The sequence below is a fragment of the Streptomyces turgidiscabies Car8 genome (assembly GCF_000331005.1).
GTDB lineage: Bacteria > Actinomycetota > Actinomycetes > Streptomycetales > Streptomycetaceae > Streptomyces > Streptomyces turgidiscabies.
On sequence record NZ_AEJB01000459.1, the window covers coordinates 10,701 to 29,088 of the forward strand.

Genomic DNA, 18,388 nt, shown 5'->3' on the forward strand with positions numbered 1-18,388 from the left:
TTCTTCATTTTCAGCCTCGGTGAACTGTGGGTTGATATACCGGTGCGGCGCACTCGGAGTGAGTGCGCCGCGTTGGTCTGGCTTTGTTTTCCGACTGGGAGTCAGAATGTCAGGTTATCTCGCCCTGCACGACGACACCATGTCGGCTATGAAGCCTCTAAAGCCGAAGACAACCACGCCGCCGTGAGTCCAGACGATGGATCCGGGTTTGACCTGGACGTTGTAGTGCACGGCCCAAGACAGTTTCCCCGGGTTCATCCAGGAGCCCTTGGACTGGAGCTTGACGAGCTTTCCTCGCTTTCCAGGTCTGACGCCATAGGTCTCGCCCCAGGTGTAGTTCTTGGACAGGTAGCGGTTCATGCCTCCCATCACTTGGATGTTGATGTAATAGCCGATGTACCGGAATCCGTTCTTCGCGATGCCGCCGCCTCGTCGGCTTACGACGATCCGCATGCCGTAGCCGTATCTCGTCTTACGGCTGCCGCAGTTCGGGGCTGCTCCGGTGGTGTCGGATGAGTTGCACGGGTCCTGGTTGGAGTAGTCGTAGGCGTTGGCGGAGCCGCCCGCGACGGGGTCCGTCTGAAGGAAACGGCCCAATCTCGGGTCATAGAGGCGAACGCCCATGAGGACGAGACCGGTTGGCGTGTCTGCTGGGCGCTGCTTGCCGCCGAGCCAGCCGTAGCGCGTGGTGGCCTGGCCGGTGCGCGGGTTTCCGTACTCGTCCGAGTCGAGGGCGATGGGCGCCTTACCCGCGTCCAGAGGGAGTTGCAGGGCGACGTCGCCATGGAGGTTGGTCATCTGCAGGACGACATCGCCGGTCTTGCTGGTGGTGGCCGTGAGGTCGCCGGTGGCCGCGTTGATGTACCGGGTCAAGGCGCCGGTGCTGGTGTCTTCGACGGTCCAGCGGGGGCTGTCCGCGTCACTGTCGTAGTGGTTGAGCCGGGACGCGGTTTGGGCCCAGCTGCCGGAGCTGTTGGACTCGACCGTCCAGGACCGGAAGCGCTGCCCTGCGTCGAGCTGCCAGGTCTGGCGCTGGGCGCTCGTCGTTTGCTGGTAGACGAGGTCGTTGGTGTAGTAGCTGATGGTTCCGTGGTCAGGGCTGGTGGTGGTGCGGCCGAAGGCGTCGTAGACGTAACCGCTGTCCACGAGGCGGTCGGCGCTGTCGTAGGTGTGCGTCGTGGTGGTGCCGCCGCTGGTTGGGCAGTCAGTGCCTGGTGCGGCGGAGGAAGTGGTGAGGCCAGTGCGGGTGCTGCGCGCGCCGAAGGTGTAGCTGCGGCGTGTGCAGACCGTGTCCGTGGTGTCCTCGACGGTGGTCAGACGTCCGATCGCGTCGTGCCGGTAGGTTTGGTCGGACCATCCGGAGTGCGTGGTGACCTGGCCGTGGCCCGACTCGGTCACTGCGTCGGACAGGATCAGAGTCCCGTCGCTGTCCCGCGTGTAGGTGCGGGAGACCGCGGAGCCGGTGGTGTCCTCCTTCTGCGTGAGGGTGTAGCCGCCGGGTAGTTTCTCGCCGCTCACGGTGGCGTTGGCGTTGTACGTCGTGTGGAATGTGCCCGCGATCGAGTCGGTGGCGGAGGTGGCCATGCCGCGTGGTTCGAGGCTGTGGTTGTACGTGAAGGTGACCGTGGACGGGACACTGTCGGTGATCGTCGAGGGCCGGTCGAGCTTGTCGTACTCGGTCGTAGTGGTGGCGGCATCGGCGTCTGTGTAGGAGATCTCGCGGCCGAGAGTGTCGTAGACCTTCGTGATCGTCCCGGCCGTCGGTGAAGTGCGGGTGACAGCCCGGCCGGTGGCACTGTCGTAGCCGACGGTGGCGGTCGGTAGGGTCTGGCCGGTGCCGCCAGTCACCGCGACGGTTGTTGGGCGGCCTGCTGCGTCGTACGTCGCCGTGGCGGTTCGGGTGATGCTGTTCGCGGAGTCGACGGTTGTAGTCGTGTTGCCCCAGGAGTCGTACTCGTAGGTGGTGATGGGCAGTTGTGTCGGATTGCTGCCGCCGCCGGTGATGGCACCGGCCGGGCCGACGGAGCAGATCAGGTCGGCCCACTCGGGACGGCCCTGGCAGGTGCCGGTGCCGCTCGCTGCCCAGTAGGTGGTTACGTGGGTCGCGGCGTCGGAGCCGGTGGCGCCCGGGTCGAGCTGCTTGACGACCCGGCCCTGTGTGTCGTACTCGGTGGTGTTGGTCACCGCGAGGTCGCCGGGGTCTTGGATCGTCTTCGTGGGCAACCCTTTCGCCCAGTCGTAGACGGTCTGGTCGACCCGGGTCTCACCGTGGATGGTGGGGTGTTCGCGGACCTGCACGCCGACCGTGGTCTTGGTGAGCTGGTCCTTCACGGTGGCAGAACCGTCGGTGGGACGGCCAGCGTCGTATTCGTTGACCGACCAAGCGCGGGCTGCCACCGACGCGCCGGCGGATACCAGCGTGGTCGTTCCGGATGTCAGGTCTTTGGTGAGATCCGTTCGGTTCAGCGGTCCGAACTCCTCCATTTTGCGGCCACCGCCGTCGCTGTACACGGAGGTGGTCGACAGCAGAAGAGCACGCTCGGCGGTGGTGAGCGCGCCGATACCGAGTTCGGCCTGAGCCGCCTTGTCGCTGCCAGTGGTGCCGAGCGCGAGAGCTCGGTTGGCGGCGGTCAGCTCACGGACGACGTTCCCGAAGTGGTCGTATTCGGTCATGCTGATGTGGCCGCCCGGCACCGCGGTGTCGACTTGGCGGCCAGAGGCGCCCAGGTAGGTGATTGCCGCCCGCGCGTAGTTGCCGGACGCCAGGCTGCTCCCTGCGTGGCTGGAGGGCACGCTGTCCGGGGGGAAGAGGGCGGTCGCGTCAGTCGGGACATCGGCCTGACCCCATGCCCTCACGTCCGCCGCACCCATGGCGTGGGGGGCATTGGTACCGGTCAGCGGGACGTCGTAAACGATGCTCGTGACCGCGTTGCCGTCGACGGTGGTGCTGGTCCCCTGCTGGAGGGTGGGGCGTGAGACGGACAGCAACATGCCGTCACCAGCGGTGTCGGCGGAACCCGCATTGCCGTAGGTGAAGGTCCAGGGCTGGTCGGTGGCGGGCTGGTAGGTCGTGACGCGCCCGGCGCTGTCGTACGCGTACTGCTTCTGGGTGCTCTGCGCCAGACGGGGGTTCCACTGCTGACGGAGGCTGCCGTTGGCGTCGTATCGGTACGTGGCCACGGCGCGGGCCGTGGACGACGTGGCGCTCTTGCCTGTGCCGTACAGCAGGACTTCTTTGACCCGGCCCGTGTAATCGCCGAAGGCAGCGGCAGTGGCGGTGGTGGAGGTCGCATAGACGAACTCCAGTACCCGGCAGCCCTTGGTGGTCGGTGTCGAGGAACAGGTCGCTGCCGATATTGCGGAGGTCGGGGCGATGATCCGCTTCGGGCGGGCAAGCTGCTTGCCGTCCACGGTCACGGTTTCGGACATGATGGTCGTCGTGGAGTCGTCCCGGCCGTCCAACTCGGTGGACGAGACCTGCCACGTAGTCGACGACGAGTCGAGCTTCGCGAAGGTGGTCACGGCGCCTTCGGCGTCAGTGAGAGTGAATGCTCCGCTCACACTGCCCGTCAGAACCAGCCCTTCGGCGCCCGGCTCGGGTATCCACCCGGTCCGCCCTGCGTTGGCAGCGAAGTGGACCGCGTCACCGTCAGTCGTCACGACGTCGAGGGCGGTGTCGGATGTCCTGCGAACATAGGCGTACGCGGAACCGTTGGTTTCGGCGACGGTACCGGACACCCACTCCGGACCGAAGATTGGTACCTGGCCGTCCTCCTCGGCCGCTGCGTCGGTGCTGCGCGAGGAGAAGGTACGGGACACTGTCATGTCGTAGTACGAGGTGTCGTTCTCCGACAGCGTGTAGTTCCCCGTGAGCAGATTCAACGAGCCCGGGCCCACCAGCTGTACCGCCGCACCGTCGGCATTGCGGTCGACGACGATGGTGCGCGGGTTACTGCTGCCGGAGGCCCCGTTCGGTCCGGTGAAGTCGGCCTTGATCTCGACCGTGCCGTCGGGGTCGACGGTGGTGGTCGCGTTCCAGACCAGGGACGTGCTCTTGCCATTGGTCAGGGCGACCGGCCAGGCGGTCAGGGCGGTGCCGCCAGCAGTGACGTCAGTGGGCGGGATCTCGGTCCAGACGTCGGCCTTGGAGCGGCGCCAGGAGAACTTCACCGCGTTGTACTTGGCAGCGTCGGCCTCCGCAGCGAGGGGAAGGCGGCGTGCCGTGCGCTCGCCCTCGGCGGGCTGGACGAAGCCGCCCGGTCCGGCGTGGAAGGTGTACTCGACCGGCTCGGACTTGTTGTCTGCCTTGTCCACACTCCGAACCTGGAGGAGGTGGGTGCCGTCGTTGGGAGGAGTTACGGAGATGTTTTTGGCGCTGGCCGAGCCCGACGTGGAGACCTTGGTCCAGGTCACATCGTCCAGGGACCACTCCAGCCAGTTGTGGTCGGTTGCGGGCGGGGTGACGGTGAAGGTGCCGGCCTGGCCCGCGCCCTTGACCCAGGAGCTTGTGGGGTAGTCGGTGGAGGTGATCTGTGTCGGGGCAGAGGGCGCGCTGGTGTCGACGGTGAAGGTCTTCCAGGCCGACCAGCCTGTGTTGTAGTGCGTGCCGTCATAGGGACTGGTACGGAACTTGTAAGTCTTGCCGTTGGCCAGCAGCCCGGACGGGACGTTCACTGACGTCACCTGTCCGGAGGGGACGAAGGGCGAGACCAGCACGTCTCCGACCTGGGTGTCGGTGGCCGAGTCGTAGATCTGGAAGGTTCCGTCGACTTTGTCGCCGTTGGGGTCGACGAAGGTGTCCCGCAGTGTGGGCGTGGTGGTGTTCACCGTGTAGGCGCCGCTGTAGGAGAAGTACGGCGGGCCGGCCTCCTGCTTGGTGCCGGTGCGCGGCCGGTAGTTGTAGTTCACCACCAGCTTGGGCGGGTTGGAGGCGGCGTTCGCGGAGTTGATCCGCTTCCACTGCCCGAGCGCAGTCTCACTGGTGGCACGCAGGCCCATGTGGCCGCGGGTGGCTTTGGCCGAGGCCCACTCCTGCACCAGCGTGGTCGCGTCGGCGTTGATCCAGCCGTCCGGCTGCGCGGTGCACGAGGTGTTGCCGCGGGTCTCGGTGGAGGTGGCCTTCTTCGCCGTCCACGACGGCTGCGCCGTCCAGCGCGACGACCTCGAGGCCGCGCCGGTCGACCACACCTCCCACGGGTAGAGCGCACAGTCGGTGTTGTTGCCCGAGTGGAAGTTCCACAGCGACAGCTTGGCGTCCAGGACCAGCGCGTCCTGGATCGGGGTGGTGTTCCAGGAGATGAAGGAGCGCGCCGTGCGGGGGGTGCCGTCGGAGTTGGTCGTACCGGGGTTGCCCAGGTCCAGTTCGGTGTCGGTGGACCAGTCGACGGTCTCGCCCTGTTGGACGTAGGTGTCGAAGACGTTGGACAGTGAGGAGGTGGACGGGTCGACGGTGACCGGGTACTGGGTACCTGGGTCAGTGAGGAACTCCGCGTCCGGCGTGATCACCAGGTCGACGGACGATCCCTTCTGTAGCACCTTCAGGCCGACCTTGGCCCGGTTGGTGTGCTCACCGGACCGCTTGTCGACGGTGGCGTCCCACATCACCGGGGCGGGCATTACGGCCCGCTTATTGTTCTTCTTGTCGGTGAACAGGATGCTGCCGTCGGACAGTTGCTTCGCCTTCAGCCCCTTGGCCTTCAGCGGCAGCGTGTAGGAGTAGCCGCCCGAGCCGGGGCGCTCTTTGATCTCGACGTACTGCTCGAAGCCTGTACGAGTGGCCTCCACGACCACGTCCGCACCGGGAACGGCATTGACATACTCCGCCCGCGTCCCGTCCAGCTTCGGCTTCGGCAGTCCGCCCTTCCACTGAAGGACGATCTGTTCGTCGCCTTCACCGAGCGTCACCAAGTCGGTGGCCTTGGCCTCGCGAGTGGCCTTCAGAGACGTCGCTGGAGTGCCTGTCTTGCCTGCAAGTCGCAGACCCTCCGGGTGTGCGACCGGCTCAACGCCTGAGCCGGATTCACGCAGTTCCACGTCGACGTCGACCCACTTGCCGTCCCGCTCAAAACGGACCGGCCCGGCCGCGAACTCGGTGGTCAGGCTGCCGTCCTTGTTCGCCCACGTCGTGGAGGTCTCCGTGCGCTCCGAGGCGCCTCGACCCGCTTGCCGGACAGTCGTGCCGCGACTCGGGCAGAAGGCAAGTCGGCTGCCTGGGTTGCTGTTGCCTTCTTCGGCGCGTCTGCGCTCTGAGGCGTCGGAGCCGCTCCGGAAGTTGTCGCGTCAAGGAGGGTAATGGTCACGGCCAAGGCAACGCCGCCAGCTGTCCAGCGAGCGCGTCCCCCGAGCCAAGGTCTCCCGCGCCGCTGAGGCGTGGGTCTGTGATCCGTCATCGTTCTCCGACCTATGGCATGGCATTTTCATTGGCATCACCCATGTGATGCCAATGAAAATGTATGCATCAGGTAAAGATCGGAAACGCTAGCAAGGTCATAGAAGGTGGACATTTAGGGCCTAGTTCGTTGCTATGATCCACATCACTTGGGTGGGTCAACTGCCGTGTTTTTCCTGAGCGTTCGCTGTGTTGATGTTAAAATTGGGTGCGGGGATTTGGGTGCGGGGATTTGGGCGCGGGGATTTGGGCGCGGGTCGGCTGCGGCAAGTTCATCCAGCGGCTCCGCGAGGACCGGCCCGATCTGGCTCTGCTGGGCCTGGACATCGCCCTCGGCGTCCTCGCCGCTGTCCCCGGCCCGGTCGTCGTGGCTGACGCCCCCCGCCTGCCGCTGGCCGCGCAGAGTGTCGACGCCGCCTTGGCGCTGCACATGCTCTACCACGTGCCCGACATCGCCCAAGTGGTCCGGGTCGTTGCCTGTGATGGGCTGGTGATCGTCTCCACCAATAGCAACCGTGACAAGGCCGAACTCGACGACCTGTGGCAGCGCGCTGCGGGCGACGTTCTCGGCACCGGACGCGGCCCGGTGCGTATCTCGCTCAACGCCCGCTTCTCCCTGGAGAAGGCCCCGGCCTTTCTGAGGGAGGAGTTCGGCCGGGTGGAGACGGTCGAATTGCCTGGCACCATCGCGGTCCACGATCCTGAGCCGGTCATCGCGCGCATGGCTTCCTACCGGGCGTGGGCGGACCAGCACGACGTGCCGTTCGAGGCCACGGTCGAGCGGGCCCGCGCGATCCTTGTCGATCACATCGCCCAGCGCGGGACCTTCGAGGTCACGTGTCTGGGCGGCATCCTTGTCTGGCACTGCTGAGAGCCGACTCGGCTATCGGTGACGGCTGCGTTCTGCAGGTCGATCGCTCACCGTCGTGGGCGTGGGTTGCAGTGCGGGCGTAACGGGCGTGCCCGTGCGGGTGTTTCGCCTGTGGGCCGCCTGTGCTCGCCTGTTCGGTTGGGCGGTGATGCGCCAGTTGAGGACCTCGGCGGGGTGCTCGGCAGTGTCGAGTTCTCGCTGGGCGGCGACTTCGGCCAAGAGGCGTCGGGGGTTGTGGCCGGCGGTCTCGGCGCGGGCGAGGCTTGTGGTGAGGGCCAGCCAGGCGGGATCGGCGAGGACGCGGGCGGCGTGGTCGGGGAGGGCTGCGCGCAGGTCCTGCTCGAAGCGGTTGATGGTGGCGGCGCGTGGGGCGCGTCGGGTGAGATCCGCCAAGACCGGATGCGCGGCCTGCTGGTAACCGGCTTGTAGGTGGCGGAAGGCTTCTTCGGCCGCTGCGGCCTGCTGCTCGTGGCCGCGTTGCTCGTGCCACTTGGCGGCTGCGCGTGCCAGGTGGAGCGCGGCGAAGACCAGGGCGATGGCGAGTCCGCCCGGATCGTGCGTGGCGTAGACGAGTTCCTTGGCGGCTTCCCGCAGGGCGGTGGCGGCCTGATGGTCGGCCCGGACTGCCGAGCGGCGGGCGCGGTTGAATGCCCTTGCCGCCGCTTGCAGTTCGGCCCGGTGCGCACCGTGTGTGGCGAGGGCCAGGTTGTGGAGGGTGTCGCCGAAGGCATCCAGGTGCCCCTGAGCCGCGGCATCGTCGTCCGAGTCGAGAAAGGTGTGGGCTTGGCGGATGGTGGTTTCGGCGCGGTGCCATTGTTCGGCCGGGTCCGCCACTTGCTGAGGCCGGTCGGCCAGGTGCTGGGTGGCGAGGCGTTCGCACAGGCGGTCGTACGACAGGTCGGGGGCAAGCTTCGAGCCGCCGTACCAGACCGGCTCGCCGCTGGCGGTGTCGCCTGGCGCGGCCAAGCTGTAGCCGGTCACCTCGCCGGTCTCAGGGCCGATGCGCGGCCTGACCTGGATGCCGAGGGACTGCAGCACGGTGAAGTACTCGTCGATGCTGCGTACGGCGGCGGCGACCGCGTACGACTGCTCGCGCAGCCACTCCCGCGGGGGCTCTTTCAGGCCCTGGCGCTCGGCCTTGGCCCGCTCGGAGCCGGTGGGGGTGCGCGGGGCGGTGAGATCGCCGGACTTGAGGCGGCGCAGCTCGAACTCGGCCTCGATCTTGCGGCATTCCCGTTGTGCCCGCCAGCCGTCCCGGTTCGTACGGGGGCGGCGGCCGTCGGCGCGGACGGTGGTGGCCATGATGTGGATGTGGTCGTCGGCGTGCCGGACCGCGATCCATCTGCACGCCCGCTCGTCGCCCTTGGGGGCAATGCCCGTTGCGGTCACGACGCGGCGGGCGACCTCGGCCCACTCGGCGTCCGTGAGGTAGCGGTCGCCGGGCGCGGTGCGTACTGGGCAGTGCCACACGTGTTGCGGCGGCTTCTTGCCGCCCAGTTCGCGGGTGCGCAGGTCGATGTGGTGGTCCAGGCGCCTGGCGAGCTGGGTGTAGGTGGCTTCGGGATCCCGGCCGGGGTCGGGGGCGCCGGTCATGTCCCAGGCCGCGACGATGTGCGGGTCGGTGTGTTCGTCGTGCCGGCCTTTGCCGAAGAGGTAGTTGATCAGACCCAGCGTGCTGGAACCGGTGGAGACGTCAGGCACCATGGCCGGCACCCTTCGCCAGGAGCTGGTCGATGAGCCGGTAGCTGGCCTCGGTCGTCTGCTCGACGTGGGTCAGCACCGCCTCGGCGTGGTCAGGAACAGTTCCTCGGTGGATGGCCTCGGCGATCTGGTTGAGGTTGTTGCCGATGCGGTTCAGCGCGACGGTGTGCGCTTCGATGGCCTCGACCAACGGCCGAATGGGATCGTCCTCCGGGCTGCCGTTCAGGCCGGCCTTGCCGAGGGCAACGGCGAGCGCGGCGTCGCCGACGAACCCGGCGAACTTCTGGCCACGCCGATCGGCCTCCGTGGCGATGATGCGGACTGCGGTCGGGGTGAAGCGGATTGTCTTCTCTTGGTCGCGCTTCTCGGTGGTGCGCTTGCGGTTCATGAGCGCAGGCAGCACCGGGGCGTCGGGCTCGCGCCAGGAGGGCTGCTCGACGGGTGAGCGGTCGTCGGTAGGCGGCTTGGCGTGTGGTGCAAGGGAGTTGATGGTGAGCGCGGTACGGGCTTCAGCCATCTCCTCCTCCGGCTCGGGCGCCCGCTGGCGCCCGGCCTCCTCCTCCGCCACCCCCGGGGCGGGGGCAAGCGCGGACGAAGCCTCGTTAGAGGCTCGTTCGCTCCAGCTTGCTGCTGTTCGGCGGGCCAGGTCGAGCAGTCCCCTGCGGCGGCGGTTGTCGGTGCTGGTGTCGTGCATGCTGGTGCTCCGGTGGCGTGTGGTGGGGCTCTGTCACGTGCGTCGCATCCGTCGCAGGGCTGGTCAGGACAGGTACGGACATGGCCGCAGGTACGGAGTGATCCGTCTTGGCGAGGAAGTCCGTCCCCGCGCTGACCTGCGCGGGGACGGACGCGACGGACTGATACGAACCCGGGGTGGGGTTAGCGGGCGCGCCTGGGGCCAGGGGAGCCGCCGGGCGGGCCGACGGCCAACGAGCCCGCTGGGGCGGCGGGCGGTAGGGCCCGTCCCGGATGTGCGGGTGCCGACGCTGCCTCGGACGGATCGGGGCAGTAACGGGCCCAGGCATCGAGGAATCGGTTACGCATGTACGCCTTGGCCTGCCTGCCCTCTTCGAAGCGGTAGTTGGCCGGGCTGATGTCGAAGTCCCGCAGCAGGTTGGCCAGGTGGTAGGCGTTCAGGCCCTTGGTGCCGTATTCGGCCCACGGGGCCTCGGTGTCCTGGAGGAGGGCCGCCAGCAGGTCCTGAGTGCGCAGGGCCTCCTTGTTGCGTTCCTGGTCGAAGATGCGGCGGATGTCGCGCAGCAGCCGCGTCTTCAGAGTCGTCTGCTCGTCCTGGGCGACCTCGTGCCTGGTCATCGCCAGGCAGGCCACGCGGACCTGGGCGGGCCAGTGGCCGCCGGCCAGGTCGGCGACGATGACCAGTGGTTCCCAGGTGTCCGCGGCCCGGTCCTCAACCGGCATCCTCGGCACCAGACGGGCAGCGGTGCCATGCAGCGGGGCCAGCCAGGCGGTCAGCCGGTCGCGCAGCGCGTTGAGTTCGGGCACGGAGTACCGCGAGCGGAACGGGGTGATCTGCTCGCCGGGCTTGCGCTTCTGCATGCGGAGTACGACCGACCGGTCCATGATCGTGTCCGGCAGGTCACCGATCCCGGCCAGCGCGGCCATGGCGAAGGTGGGGAACGCGGTCGGCTTGTGCTCCGGCCCGGAGATCCGCCAGGCGGGCCGGTTGCGCTGGTGCCCGGCGTTCAGCAGGCCCCGTAGGTCCTCCTTGTCGCCTGCCTTGGGGCCGAAGATGGTGTCGGCCTCGTCCACCAGCAGCGTCGGCGGGTTTTTGCCGATGACGCGGAAGACCACTGCGGGAGACGTGTTCACCGTCATCATCGGCTGGTGCACAGTCTCGTGCAGCACGTCCAGGACACGGGACTTGCCGCATCCCTTGGTCGGACCCACCACTGCCAGGCGCGGCGCGTGTTGCAGAGCGGGCTGGATGTGGGAGGCCGCCACCCACAGCGTGACCGAAGTCAGCGCCTCCTCGCTCGGCAGCACCACGTACCGGCCGATCGCCGCACGCAGCTCGTCCAGCAGTACGGCTCCTTCGTCGATCGGCTCGCCGACCCTCATACCTGCACGGTCCCCGGTCCCCGATCCGCGGGCGGAGACGACGGTCCCCGAAGTGTCGTGGGGGCTGTTGCGCCCACGACGGTCCCCAACTGCGGTCCCCGCGTCTGGAGTTCGGGGACCGGATCCGGGGGCCGGCTGACCGGAAGTCATCGCGTGGTCAACGCTCGGAGCGGCGTCCGTCTCGCCCGGTGGTGTGATCTGCAGGCCGCTGACCTGCGTATGTTCCCCACCGGTGGATATCCGGTCCGTGACCGGAACGCTGGTCTCCGACGCGTCGCGGGACCGGTCCCCGACATCCGGCACCTGCGGATCAACGATGTCGTGCGCCTGGTCCCCGGTCCCCAAATCAGGGGATCCTGCGTCCGTCTGGTCTGCGCCGCGCCAGGGGACACCCTGGCCGGGGACCGCGGCCTCGGGCCAGTTGGCTTTGGGGACCGTGTTCGGACTGGTGGTGGACGTAGAGTCCTCCATCGACGTTCCTCTCAGGCGAGGGGCGGGACGGACAAGGTCCGGCCCCTCGCCAGCTTGTTCGTTCAGGGATGGGCGAAGTGCGGGGGACTCTCCGGCCCTTGGCGTTAGCGCGCCGAGGGCCGTTTCCGTGTCCGGGGCTCTCGCCGGCTCAGGAGGCCAGACCCCACTCGCCCCGGCCGTCGTTCAGCGCGCGCTCGTAGCGCAGCAGCTCGGACTCGGCGTACAGCACCCGCTTGCCGATCTTGATCCCCTGCGGGCCTTTCTCGATCTGGCGCCAGTAGCGGACGGTGCTCTCGGCTGTGCGGTAGCGCTCGGCGACCTCGGAGGTGGTCAGGTATCGCATGCGTTCCTAATCGACTAGTCAGCTTTCCTATCTGCATAAAGTGTGCCCGACGATCGGCCGTTAACCAAATCGGATAGCAGGCGTTACAATTGGGATAGTGATGATCGTGATGGAGGTTCGATGGCAGGCGACAAGGTCGACGGCGGTGAGGTGCCGCTGCTCTACAGCGAGGGCAACATCGCCGCGCGGGTGGCGCTGGAGCGCGAGGTCAGGGGATGGAGCACGACAGAGCTGGCGGACCGGGTGTCCAAGGCCGGCGTCAAGATGAACCAGACCGCGGTCTGGCGCATCGAGAACGGCAGCCCGCGCCGCCGCATCAACGTCGACGAGGCGCTCGCCTTCGCCCGCGTCTTCGAGCTGCCCCTCGAAGAGCTGATGACACCGCCGCTGGAAGGGCTGGATCTCGACAGCAGGCGACTCGTCCAGGAAGCCGTTGAGGCGTACTACGAGACACGCGATGCCGAAGACCGCCTGCACCACGCTGTCGTCGACATCGCCGAGCACATTCAGGCTCACCCCGACAGCTCACGAGCCATCCATGAGCAGTGCCTCCGTCTGATGGGCGACGAGCGCGACGCCCGCACCCTCACCGAGCACATCGAGTGTGGCGGCTACCACCGATAACCAACCCAAGGGAGAAACCACTTGGCCAACATCCAGAAGCGACCCAACGGCAAATGGCGGGCCCGCTACCGCGACCTCGACGGCAAGGAGCACGCCCGCCACTTCGGCCGCAAGCTCGACGCCCAACGCTGGCTCGACGAGGTCACGGCCAGCGTGGTCACCAGCCTGTACGTCGACCCGCGCGCCGGCAAGATCTCATTCGAGAAGTACGCGACGAAGTGGGAGGGCGAGCAGATCGCCGGTGAGGCGGGCACCCGTATCACCGACAACGCTCTGCGCGTTCACCTGATACCCGTGCTCGGCTCCTACGCGATGGCGTCCCTGCGCCGCAGCCACATCCAGGCCCTCTTCAAGAAGCTCTCCGAGCAACTGGGCCCCGGCAGCGTACGCAACGTCTATGACGTCCTGGTCCGCGTCATGACGGCGGCCGTCGAGGACAAGGTCATCGCCGTGACCCCCTGCAAGCAGATCACGCTCCCATCCGTGCCCGATGAGGAGTTCACTCCGCTCACCGTCGCGCAGGTCGAGGCGATGCTCGGAGCGATGCCGCCGTACATTCGGACGGCGATCGTCGTCCTGGCCGGATCAGGCTTGCGAATAGGCGAGTTGCTCGGTCTCAAACTCTCGGACGTCGACTTCAAGAACGGCACGATCCGCGTCGAGCGCCAGCGTCTCCAGTTCGGCCTGATCGGTCCGCCGAAGACCGGCAAGTCCCGGCGTACGGTCCCGGTCGGCGAGGTCGTCACGGACGCACTCCTCACACACCTGGCGGCACGGCCCTCGAAGGAGTGGCTGTTCACGATGGAGGAGGGTGAGCCCCTCAACTACCGCCGCTGGAAGACCGAATGGAACTGCGCCCGCAAGGCGCTCCAGGCGGCGGAGGACGAGGCGGCCGGGCGTGAGGGCCGCAAGCCCGTCGAGCTGCCGCACATGGTCACCCACGACCTGCGCCACTTCTACGCCTCCGCCCTCATCGCCGGCGGAGCGAGCGTCAAGCAGGTACAGCTCGTCCTCGGCCACGCGTCCGCCGTCATCACGCTGCGGATCTACGCACACCTGTGGCCGGGCGAAGAAGACCGCACCCGCTCCGTCATGGACGCCGTTCTCGGCGGCCTGCGGACCGGGTGCGGACAGGTAGGCGATACGACCCGCGAAACCGCAGGTCAGACGGCCTAGCCATAGATCAAGCCTTCTTGGTCTCCCAGAAGATCTTGTCGATCTGGGCGATGTAGTCCAGTGCCTTCTGGCCCGTCGCCGGGTCCGTGGACGCCTTGGCGGCCGAGAGGGCCTTCAGGGCGTCGTTGACCAGCTGGTGCAGCTCCGGGTACTTCTCGAAGTGCGGGGGCTTGAAGTAGTCGCTCCACAGGACCGACACGTGGTGCTTGGCGAGCTCTGCGCGCTGCTCCTTGATGACGGTGGCGCGCGCCTGGAAGTGAGGGTCGTCGTTGGCGGCCATCTTGTCCTGCACGGCCTTCACCGACTCCGCCTCAATGCGGGCCTGGGCCGGGTCGTACACACCGCAGGGCAGGTCGCAGTGTGCGCTGACCTTGACCTTGGGGGCAAACAGGCGGGAAAGCATGGAGCGTTCCTTCCTCGTGATCGTCTTCTCAGGTTGGACATTACTCCTTGGGAGACGGCTTTTCGCGAGTGCCCCCATGGGCTTAGGACAAAAGTAGGGGGCCAGACTGGGACTGGTGGAGGATGGGACGGGGAGGTGCCGGGATGCCGGAGCTGTCGCAGGAGAGCGAACACGGAAGCGAACGCGAGAGCGAGCACGAGAGCGAGCACGGAGGGGCCGCGAAGGCTTTCGGGTGGGTCGCCGTGACCGGGCCGTCGATGGTGCCCACGCTGTATCACGGCGATTTTCTCGTGGTGCGGTACGGCGGCCGGGTCAGGGCCGGGGACATCGTCGTCCTGCGCCATCCGTTCCAGCAGGACCTGCTGGTCGTCAAACGGGCCACGGAGCGCCGTGAGGGCGGCTGGTGGGTGCTCGGGGACAACTCCTTCGCCGGCGGCGACAGCACCGACTACGGCACTGTGCCGCACGACCTGATCCTGGGCCGGGTCCGGTTCCGGTACCGGCCGCTCAAGCCCGGTCAGCGTTCGCTGCTGGCGCTGCTGCGCTGGGCCGTGTCGGCCGCCAGGCCCGTCTTCTCGGACCGGTCCGCCTCCAGCCGTTTGCGGGCGCGGTAGGCGGCCACGTTGGCCCGGGTCGCGCAGCGGTCCGAGCAGTAGCGCCGGGAGCGGTTCGTGGAGGTGTCGAGGTAGGCGTTGCGGCAGGGCGGCGCCTCGCACAGGCCCAGCCGGTCGACGCCGTACTCGGTGAGGTGGAAGGCCAGGCCCATCGCGGCGATGGCCGCGTAGCCCGCCGTCGCGTTCGACGGATGGTCGGCGAGGTGCATGTGCCACAGCGGACGGCCGTCGTCGTCCCGGAAGTCGTGCCCCGAGATCTGCGGGCTCACCGGGAACTCCAGCAGGAGCGAGTTCAGCAGGTCCACCGAGAGCGTCTCGTCGCCGGTGTCCGCCGCCTCGAAGACGGCGCGCAGACGGGCCCGTACGGAGCGGAACCGGGTCACGTCGGCGTCGGTGGCGCGGCGGCCGGCCTGCTGGTTGGCGCCGAACAGACCGCGGACGGCGTCGATCGAGGTCAGCGAGTCCTTGCCGCGCGCCGGTTCCTCGGTGTTGACGAGACGCAAGGCGTAGTCCGAGTAATAGGCCAGTTCCACTTGTAGTCCTTACGAGGGCGTTCTATGGTCGTGGATGCGAGGAAGTAACGGCTGACATTGCTTCCAGGGTATTACGCATGCGTTCGAAGCGGGCGAATGAGCGACCGACGGGGAGGGGTTCTCCATGACCACCACTACCGACACCACCGGGGCAGACGCCGGAACCGACTGGAATGCCTGGCAGACGAGCTGGGACAGGCAGCAGGAGTGGTACATGCCGGACCGCGAGGAACGGTTCCGGATCATGCTCGACATGGTCGAGGCCCTCGTCGGCCCCGCCCCACGCGTGCTCGACCTGGCGTGCGGCACGGGAAGTATCACGTCCCGGCTGCTCGACCGGTTCCCGCAGGCCACCAGCGTCGGCGTCGACCTCGACCCGGCGCTCCTCGCCATCGCCGAGGGCACCTTCGCGGGCGACGACCGCGTCACCCTCGTCACGGCCGACCTCAAGGACCCGCGGTGGACGAGCGGGCTGCCGTACGACTCGTACGACGCCGTCCTGACCGCCACCGCCCTGCACTGGCTGCACAGCGAACCCCTCGCGGACCTCTACGGGCGGATCGCGGAGCTCGTCCGCGACGGCGGTCTGTTCATGAACGCGGACCACATGATCGACGACAGCACGCCCCGGATCAACGCGGCGGAGCGCGCCCTGCGCCACACCCGTATGGATCAGGCCAAACACGACGGCGCCGTCGACTGGGCCGAATGGTGGCAGCTGGCCGCCCAGGACCCCGCCCTCGCCGGGCCGACCGCCCGCCGCTTCGAGATCTACGGCGAACACGCGGACGGAGACATGCCCTCCGCCGAGTGGCACGCGCGCGTGCTGCGCGAGAAGGGGTTCGGGGAGGCGCGTCCCGTCTGGTGCTCCCCCTCGGACACCCTGCTGCTCGCGCTCAAGTAGCCCGGCAGGGCGGAAGGTTCTGGCGGTACGGGAAATCCGTACCGCCATTTCCGTGTGCGCCGCGTCCTGGCCGGGGCCCCACCGCACTGGAGAGGGTGAGACGGTCTTCGCCCAGGGGGCCGGGAGAGGGGGAAGGATGAGGCGGGGCGCGGACGCGACTCTGCACGCCTTCGTGGAGGGCAGACGCACGGCGCTGTTCCGGAGCGCCTATCTGCTCTGCGGCAACCGTGACGAGGCGGAGGATCTCGTCCAGACGACGCTCGTGAAGGTCGTCCTCGGGGCCCGCAGGTACGAGCGGCTGGACAATCTTGAGGCCTATGCCCGGCAGACGCTGATCAACACCTTCATCGCGGGGCGCCGACGCTTCTGGCGGCGCGAACACGCGTACGGCGAACTGCCGGAGACGCCCGTCGAGTCGGCGGACAGCGACACGGGCCTGATGGTGCGCGCGGCGCTGGCGAAGCTCGCGCCCAAGCAGCGGGCGGTGCTGGTGCTGCGCTACTGGGAGGACCTCAGCGTCAACGACACCGCGGACCTGCTCGGCATGCGGGTGAGCACGGTGAAGAGCCACACGGCCAGGGGAATCGCGGCGATGCGGGCCGCGGTGCGGGAGGAGCACGTATGAGCGCCGACATCGACGAGGTCGAGACGTGGCTGGAGGGGCGTGAGCTTCTCGGCCGGGCCGTGGGCGGGGTCACCGTTCCCCCGGGAGGCGGCACGGAGGCGGTGTTCGCGCGTGCGGCGCGGATACGGCGCCGCCGGTGGGGCGCGGTGACGGTCGTCGCGGCGGTCGCGGTCGCCGCGGAGGTGGTCGCGGGGCCCGGGTGGCTGACGTACGACGAGGGCGGTGGCCGCGCCGCGGACACGGGGACGACCCAGCCTCCCGGCCGGGCCACCGCCCTGGCGGCCGAGTTCGCGAAGCTGCTGCCGGCCGGTGTCGGCACGATCCGTGAAGTGGACATGGACTACCTCCTGTTCCGGGAGCCGAAGCATCCGGAGGCCGGCCCCTTCGGCAAGTACTACGGCTCCTACACGGTCACCAGGGACGGCGGGGTCGGGTACCTCCGGGTCTTCAACACGTTCAGCAAGGTTCAGAGCCCGAGCTGGAAGAGTCCTTGTTCGCTGCCGGGCAAGGAGGACGGGCAGGAGTGCACCTTCGAGAGGCTGCCGAACGGCGACGTCCTCGAATTCCGGAAGGGCTGGAAGCACGGCAGCGTCTTCATGGACAAGCGCCGCACCTGGGGTGAGTACCTCATCACCACGCTCTACCTGAAGACCGGCGGCACGGTCGAGGTCCACGACACCACCGGCTTCACGGGCAGGTACTCCCTGGGCCCACTGCTCAGGACCGCGCCGCTGACCAAGAGCCAGCTGCGTGAACTGGTCCTCACGCCCGAGCTGTTGAAGACGAGGAGTAACTAGGGCAACGCGGAAGGGTCTCTGGAGGCTCTGACCATGAGCACGGAACACGTCACGAGCAAGTCCTCCGGGTCCCAGGCCGTCGCGATGGTCAAGTCCGAGGGCGTCCACAAGTCCTTCGGCCCGGTCGAAGTCCTCAAGGGCATCGACCTGGAGGTGAAGTCGGGCGAGGTGTTCTGCCTCATCGGCCCCTCCGGCTCCGGCAAGTCGACGTTCCTCAGGTGCATCAACCACCTGGAGAAGGTCAACGCGGGGCGCCTGTACGTCGACGGGGAGCTGGTCGGCTACCGCCAGAAGGGCGACAAGCTGTACGAGCTGAAGGACAGCGAGGTCGCGCTGAAGCGGCGGGACATCGGCATGGTGTTCCAGCGCTTCAACCTGTTCCCGCACATGACGGCGCTGGAGAACGTCATGGAGGCCCCGGTCCAGGTCAGAGGCATCAGCAAGACACAGGCCCGCGAACGCGCCGGCCAGCTCCTGGAGCGCGTGGGCCTGGCCGACAAGGCCGCCAACTACCCCTCGCAGCTCTCCGGCGGCCAGCAGCAGCGCGTCGCCATCGCCCGGGCGCTGGCGATGGACCCGAAGCTGATGCTGTTCGACGAGCCGACCTCGGCGCTGGACCCGGAACTGGTCGGTGACGTCCTCGACGTCATGCGCGACCTGGCCGAGTCGGGTATGACGATGGTCGTCGTCACCCACGAGATGGGCTTCGCCCGCGAGGTGGGCGACAGCCTCGTCTTCATGGACGGAGGCGTGGTCGTCGAGTCCGGCAACCCCCGCGACGTCCTGACGAACCCGCAGCACGAGCGCACGCAGTCGTTCCTGTCCAAGGTGCTCTGAGCCGGCGTACGGGTACGTACGGAAG

At 67.9% G+C, this 18,388-nt stretch carries 14 protein-coding genes and 1 pseudogene; 8 read left to right on the forward strand and 7 right to left on the reverse strand.

Annotation, left to right across the window (positions count from 1 at the left end; all coding sequences use genetic code 11):
- Positions 1-114 precede the first annotated feature (114 nt).
- Positions 115-6,305 (reverse strand): annotated as a pseudogene (locus tag STRTUCAR8_RS33285) (DNRLRE domain-containing protein).
- A gap of 315 nt (positions 6,306-6,620) precedes the next feature.
- On the opposite strand from STRTUCAR8_RS33285, the gene STRTUCAR8_RS33290 reads away from it, so the two are divergent.
- A complete protein-coding gene (locus STRTUCAR8_RS33290; RefSeq protein WP_006380628.1) occupies positions 6,621-7,259 on the forward strand; it encodes a class I SAM-dependent methyltransferase in 639 nt (212 codons plus the stop codon).
- Between the two features lie 12 nt (positions 7,260-7,271).
- Here STRTUCAR8_RS33290 and STRTUCAR8_RS33295 read toward each other — a convergent pair whose 3' ends face one another.
- The 4 genes from STRTUCAR8_RS33295 to STRTUCAR8_RS33310 all read right to left on the reverse strand — a co-directional run bounded on the left by STRTUCAR8_RS33295 (position 7,272) and on the right by STRTUCAR8_RS33310 (position 11,850).
- Positions 7,272-8,963 carry a relaxase/mobilization nuclease domain-containing protein gene (locus STRTUCAR8_RS33295; protein WP_006380625.1) on the reverse strand — a complete coding sequence of 564 codons (1,692 nt, stop codon included), beginning with the start codon at positions 8,961-8,963 and terminating at the stop codon, positions 7,272-7,274.
- Positions 8,953-9,528 (reverse strand): plasmid mobilization relaxosome protein MobC, encoded by a 576-nt coding sequence (gene mobC, locus STRTUCAR8_RS33300; protein WP_044473339.1) that lies wholly within the window; start codon positions 9,526-9,528, stop codon positions 8,953-8,955. The genes STRTUCAR8_RS33295 and mobC overlap by 11 nt, the downstream gene beginning before the upstream one ends.
- Positions 9,529-9,836: 308 nt before the next feature.
- A complete protein-coding gene (locus STRTUCAR8_RS33305) occupies positions 9,837-11,036 on the reverse strand; it encodes a DUF3631 domain-containing protein (RefSeq protein ID WP_006380618.1) in 1,200 nt (399 codons plus the stop codon).
- Positions 11,037-11,655: 619 nt separating this feature from the next.
- A complete protein-coding gene (locus STRTUCAR8_RS33310; RefSeq protein WP_006380610.1) occupies positions 11,656-11,850 on the reverse strand; it encodes a helix-turn-helix transcriptional regulator in 195 nt (64 codons plus the stop codon).
- A 120-nt stretch (positions 11,851-11,970) separates the two neighbouring features.
- On the opposite strand from STRTUCAR8_RS33310, the gene STRTUCAR8_RS33315 reads away from it, so the two are divergent.
- Both STRTUCAR8_RS33315 and STRTUCAR8_RS33320 read left to right on the forward strand, forming a co-directional pair.
- Positions 11,971-12,474 carry a helix-turn-helix transcriptional regulator gene (locus tag STRTUCAR8_RS33315; protein WP_006380630.1) on the forward strand — a complete coding sequence of 168 codons (504 nt, stop codon included), beginning with the start codon at positions 11,971-11,973 and terminating at the stop codon, positions 12,472-12,474.
- Positions 12,475-12,495: 21 nt separating this feature from the next.
- Entirely contained in the window at positions 12,496-13,650 is a 1,155-nt protein-coding gene (locus STRTUCAR8_RS33320) for a tyrosine-type recombinase/integrase (protein ID WP_006380611.1), read from the forward strand.
- 7 nt (positions 13,651-13,657) lie between these two features.
- On the opposite strand, the gene sodN is transcribed toward STRTUCAR8_RS33320, so the two are convergent.
- On the reverse strand, positions 13,658-14,053 hold the full coding sequence (gene sodN / locus STRTUCAR8_RS33325) for a superoxide dismutase, Ni (protein WP_005480378.1): 396 nt from the start codon (positions 14,051-14,053) through the stop codon (positions 13,658-13,660).
- Between the two features lie 143 nt (positions 14,054-14,196).
- Between sodN and sodX the strand changes: the two genes are divergently transcribed.
- A complete protein-coding gene (gene sodX, locus STRTUCAR8_RS33330; RefSeq protein ID WP_044473340.1) occupies positions 14,197-14,667 on the forward strand; it encodes a nickel-type superoxide dismutase maturation protease in 471 nt (156 codons plus the stop codon).
- On the opposite strand, the gene STRTUCAR8_RS33335 is transcribed toward sodX, so the two are convergent.
- On the reverse strand, positions 14,571-15,200 hold the full coding sequence (locus STRTUCAR8_RS33335) for a CGNR zinc finger domain-containing protein (protein WP_006380624.1): 630 nt from the start codon (positions 15,198-15,200) through the stop codon (positions 14,571-14,573). The two genes, sodX and STRTUCAR8_RS33335, sit on opposite strands and share 97 nt — an antisense overlap.
- A 124-nt stretch (positions 15,201-15,324) precedes the next feature.
- Here STRTUCAR8_RS33335 and STRTUCAR8_RS33340 point away from each other — a divergent pair, with 124 nt between their 5' ends.
- The 4 genes from STRTUCAR8_RS33340 to STRTUCAR8_RS33355 all read left to right on the forward strand — a co-directional run bounded on the left by STRTUCAR8_RS33340 (position 15,325) and on the right by STRTUCAR8_RS33355 (position 18,363).
- Positions 15,325-16,104 carry a class I SAM-dependent methyltransferase gene (locus STRTUCAR8_RS33340; RefSeq protein WP_006380607.1) on the forward strand — a complete coding sequence of 260 codons (780 nt, stop codon included), beginning with the start codon at positions 15,325-15,327 and terminating at the stop codon, positions 16,102-16,104.
- Positions 16,105-16,240: 136 nt separating this feature from the next.
- Positions 16,241-16,729: a SigE family RNA polymerase sigma factor gene (locus tag STRTUCAR8_RS33345; protein WP_006380615.1), complete on the forward strand. Its 489-nt coding sequence runs from the start codon at positions 16,241-16,243 to the stop codon at positions 16,727-16,729.
- The gene (locus tag STRTUCAR8_RS48520) at positions 16,726-17,526 is read left to right on the forward strand and encodes a hypothetical protein (RefSeq protein ID WP_006380613.1); all 801 of its coding nucleotides are present in this window, start codon (positions 16,726-16,728) and stop codon (positions 17,524-17,526) included. The genes STRTUCAR8_RS33345 and STRTUCAR8_RS48520 overlap by 4 nt, the downstream gene beginning before the upstream one ends.
- 33 nt (positions 17,527-17,559) lie before the next feature.
- Complete coding sequence (locus STRTUCAR8_RS33355; protein WP_006380621.1) at positions 17,560-18,363, forward strand: amino acid ABC transporter ATP-binding protein; 804 nt, start codon at positions 17,560-17,562, stop codon at positions 18,361-18,363.
- Positions 18,364-18,388 lie beyond the last annotated feature (25 nt).

What these genes read in the sequence shown, in the direction of transcription:
- STRTUCAR8_RS33295 (WP_006380625.1), bottom strand. Translation starts at nt 8,963, where the DNA reads ATGGTGCCTGACGTCTCCACCGGTTCCAGCACGCTGGGTCTGATCAAC.
- STRTUCAR8_RS33305 (WP_006380618.1), bottom strand. Translation starts at nt 11,036, where the DNA reads ATGAGGGTCGGCGAGCCGATCGACGAAGGAGCCGTACTGCTGGACGAG.
- STRTUCAR8_RS33310 (WP_006380610.1), bottom strand. Translation starts at nt 11,850, where the DNA reads ATGCGATACCTGACCACCTCCGAGGTCGCCGAGCGCTACCGCACAGCC.
- STRTUCAR8_RS33315 (WP_006380630.1), top strand. Translation starts at nt 11,971, where the DNA reads ATGGCAGGCGACAAGGTCGACGGCGGTGAGGTGCCGCTGCTCTACAGC.
- sodN (WP_005480378.1), bottom strand. Translation starts at nt 14,053, where the DNA reads ATGCTTTCCCGCCTGTTTGCCCCCAAGGTCAAGGTCAGCGCACACTGC.
- sodX (WP_044473340.1), top strand. Translation starts at nt 14,197, where the DNA reads ATGCCGGAGCTGTCGCAGGAGAGCGAACACGGAAGCGAACGCGAGAGC.
- STRTUCAR8_RS33340 (WP_006380607.1), top strand. Translation starts at nt 15,325, where the DNA reads ATGACCACCACTACCGACACCACCGGGGCAGACGCCGGAACCGACTGG.
- STRTUCAR8_RS33345 (WP_006380615.1), top strand. Translation starts at nt 16,241, where the DNA reads ATGAGGCGGGGCGCGGACGCGACTCTGCACGCCTTCGTGGAGGGCAGA.
- STRTUCAR8_RS48520 (WP_006380613.1), top strand. Translation starts at nt 16,726, where the DNA reads ATGAGCGCCGACATCGACGAGGTCGAGACGTGGCTGGAGGGGCGTGAG.
- STRTUCAR8_RS33355 (WP_006380621.1), top strand. Translation starts at nt 17,560, where the DNA reads ATGAGCACGGAACACGTCACGAGCAAGTCCTCCGGGTCCCAGGCCGTC.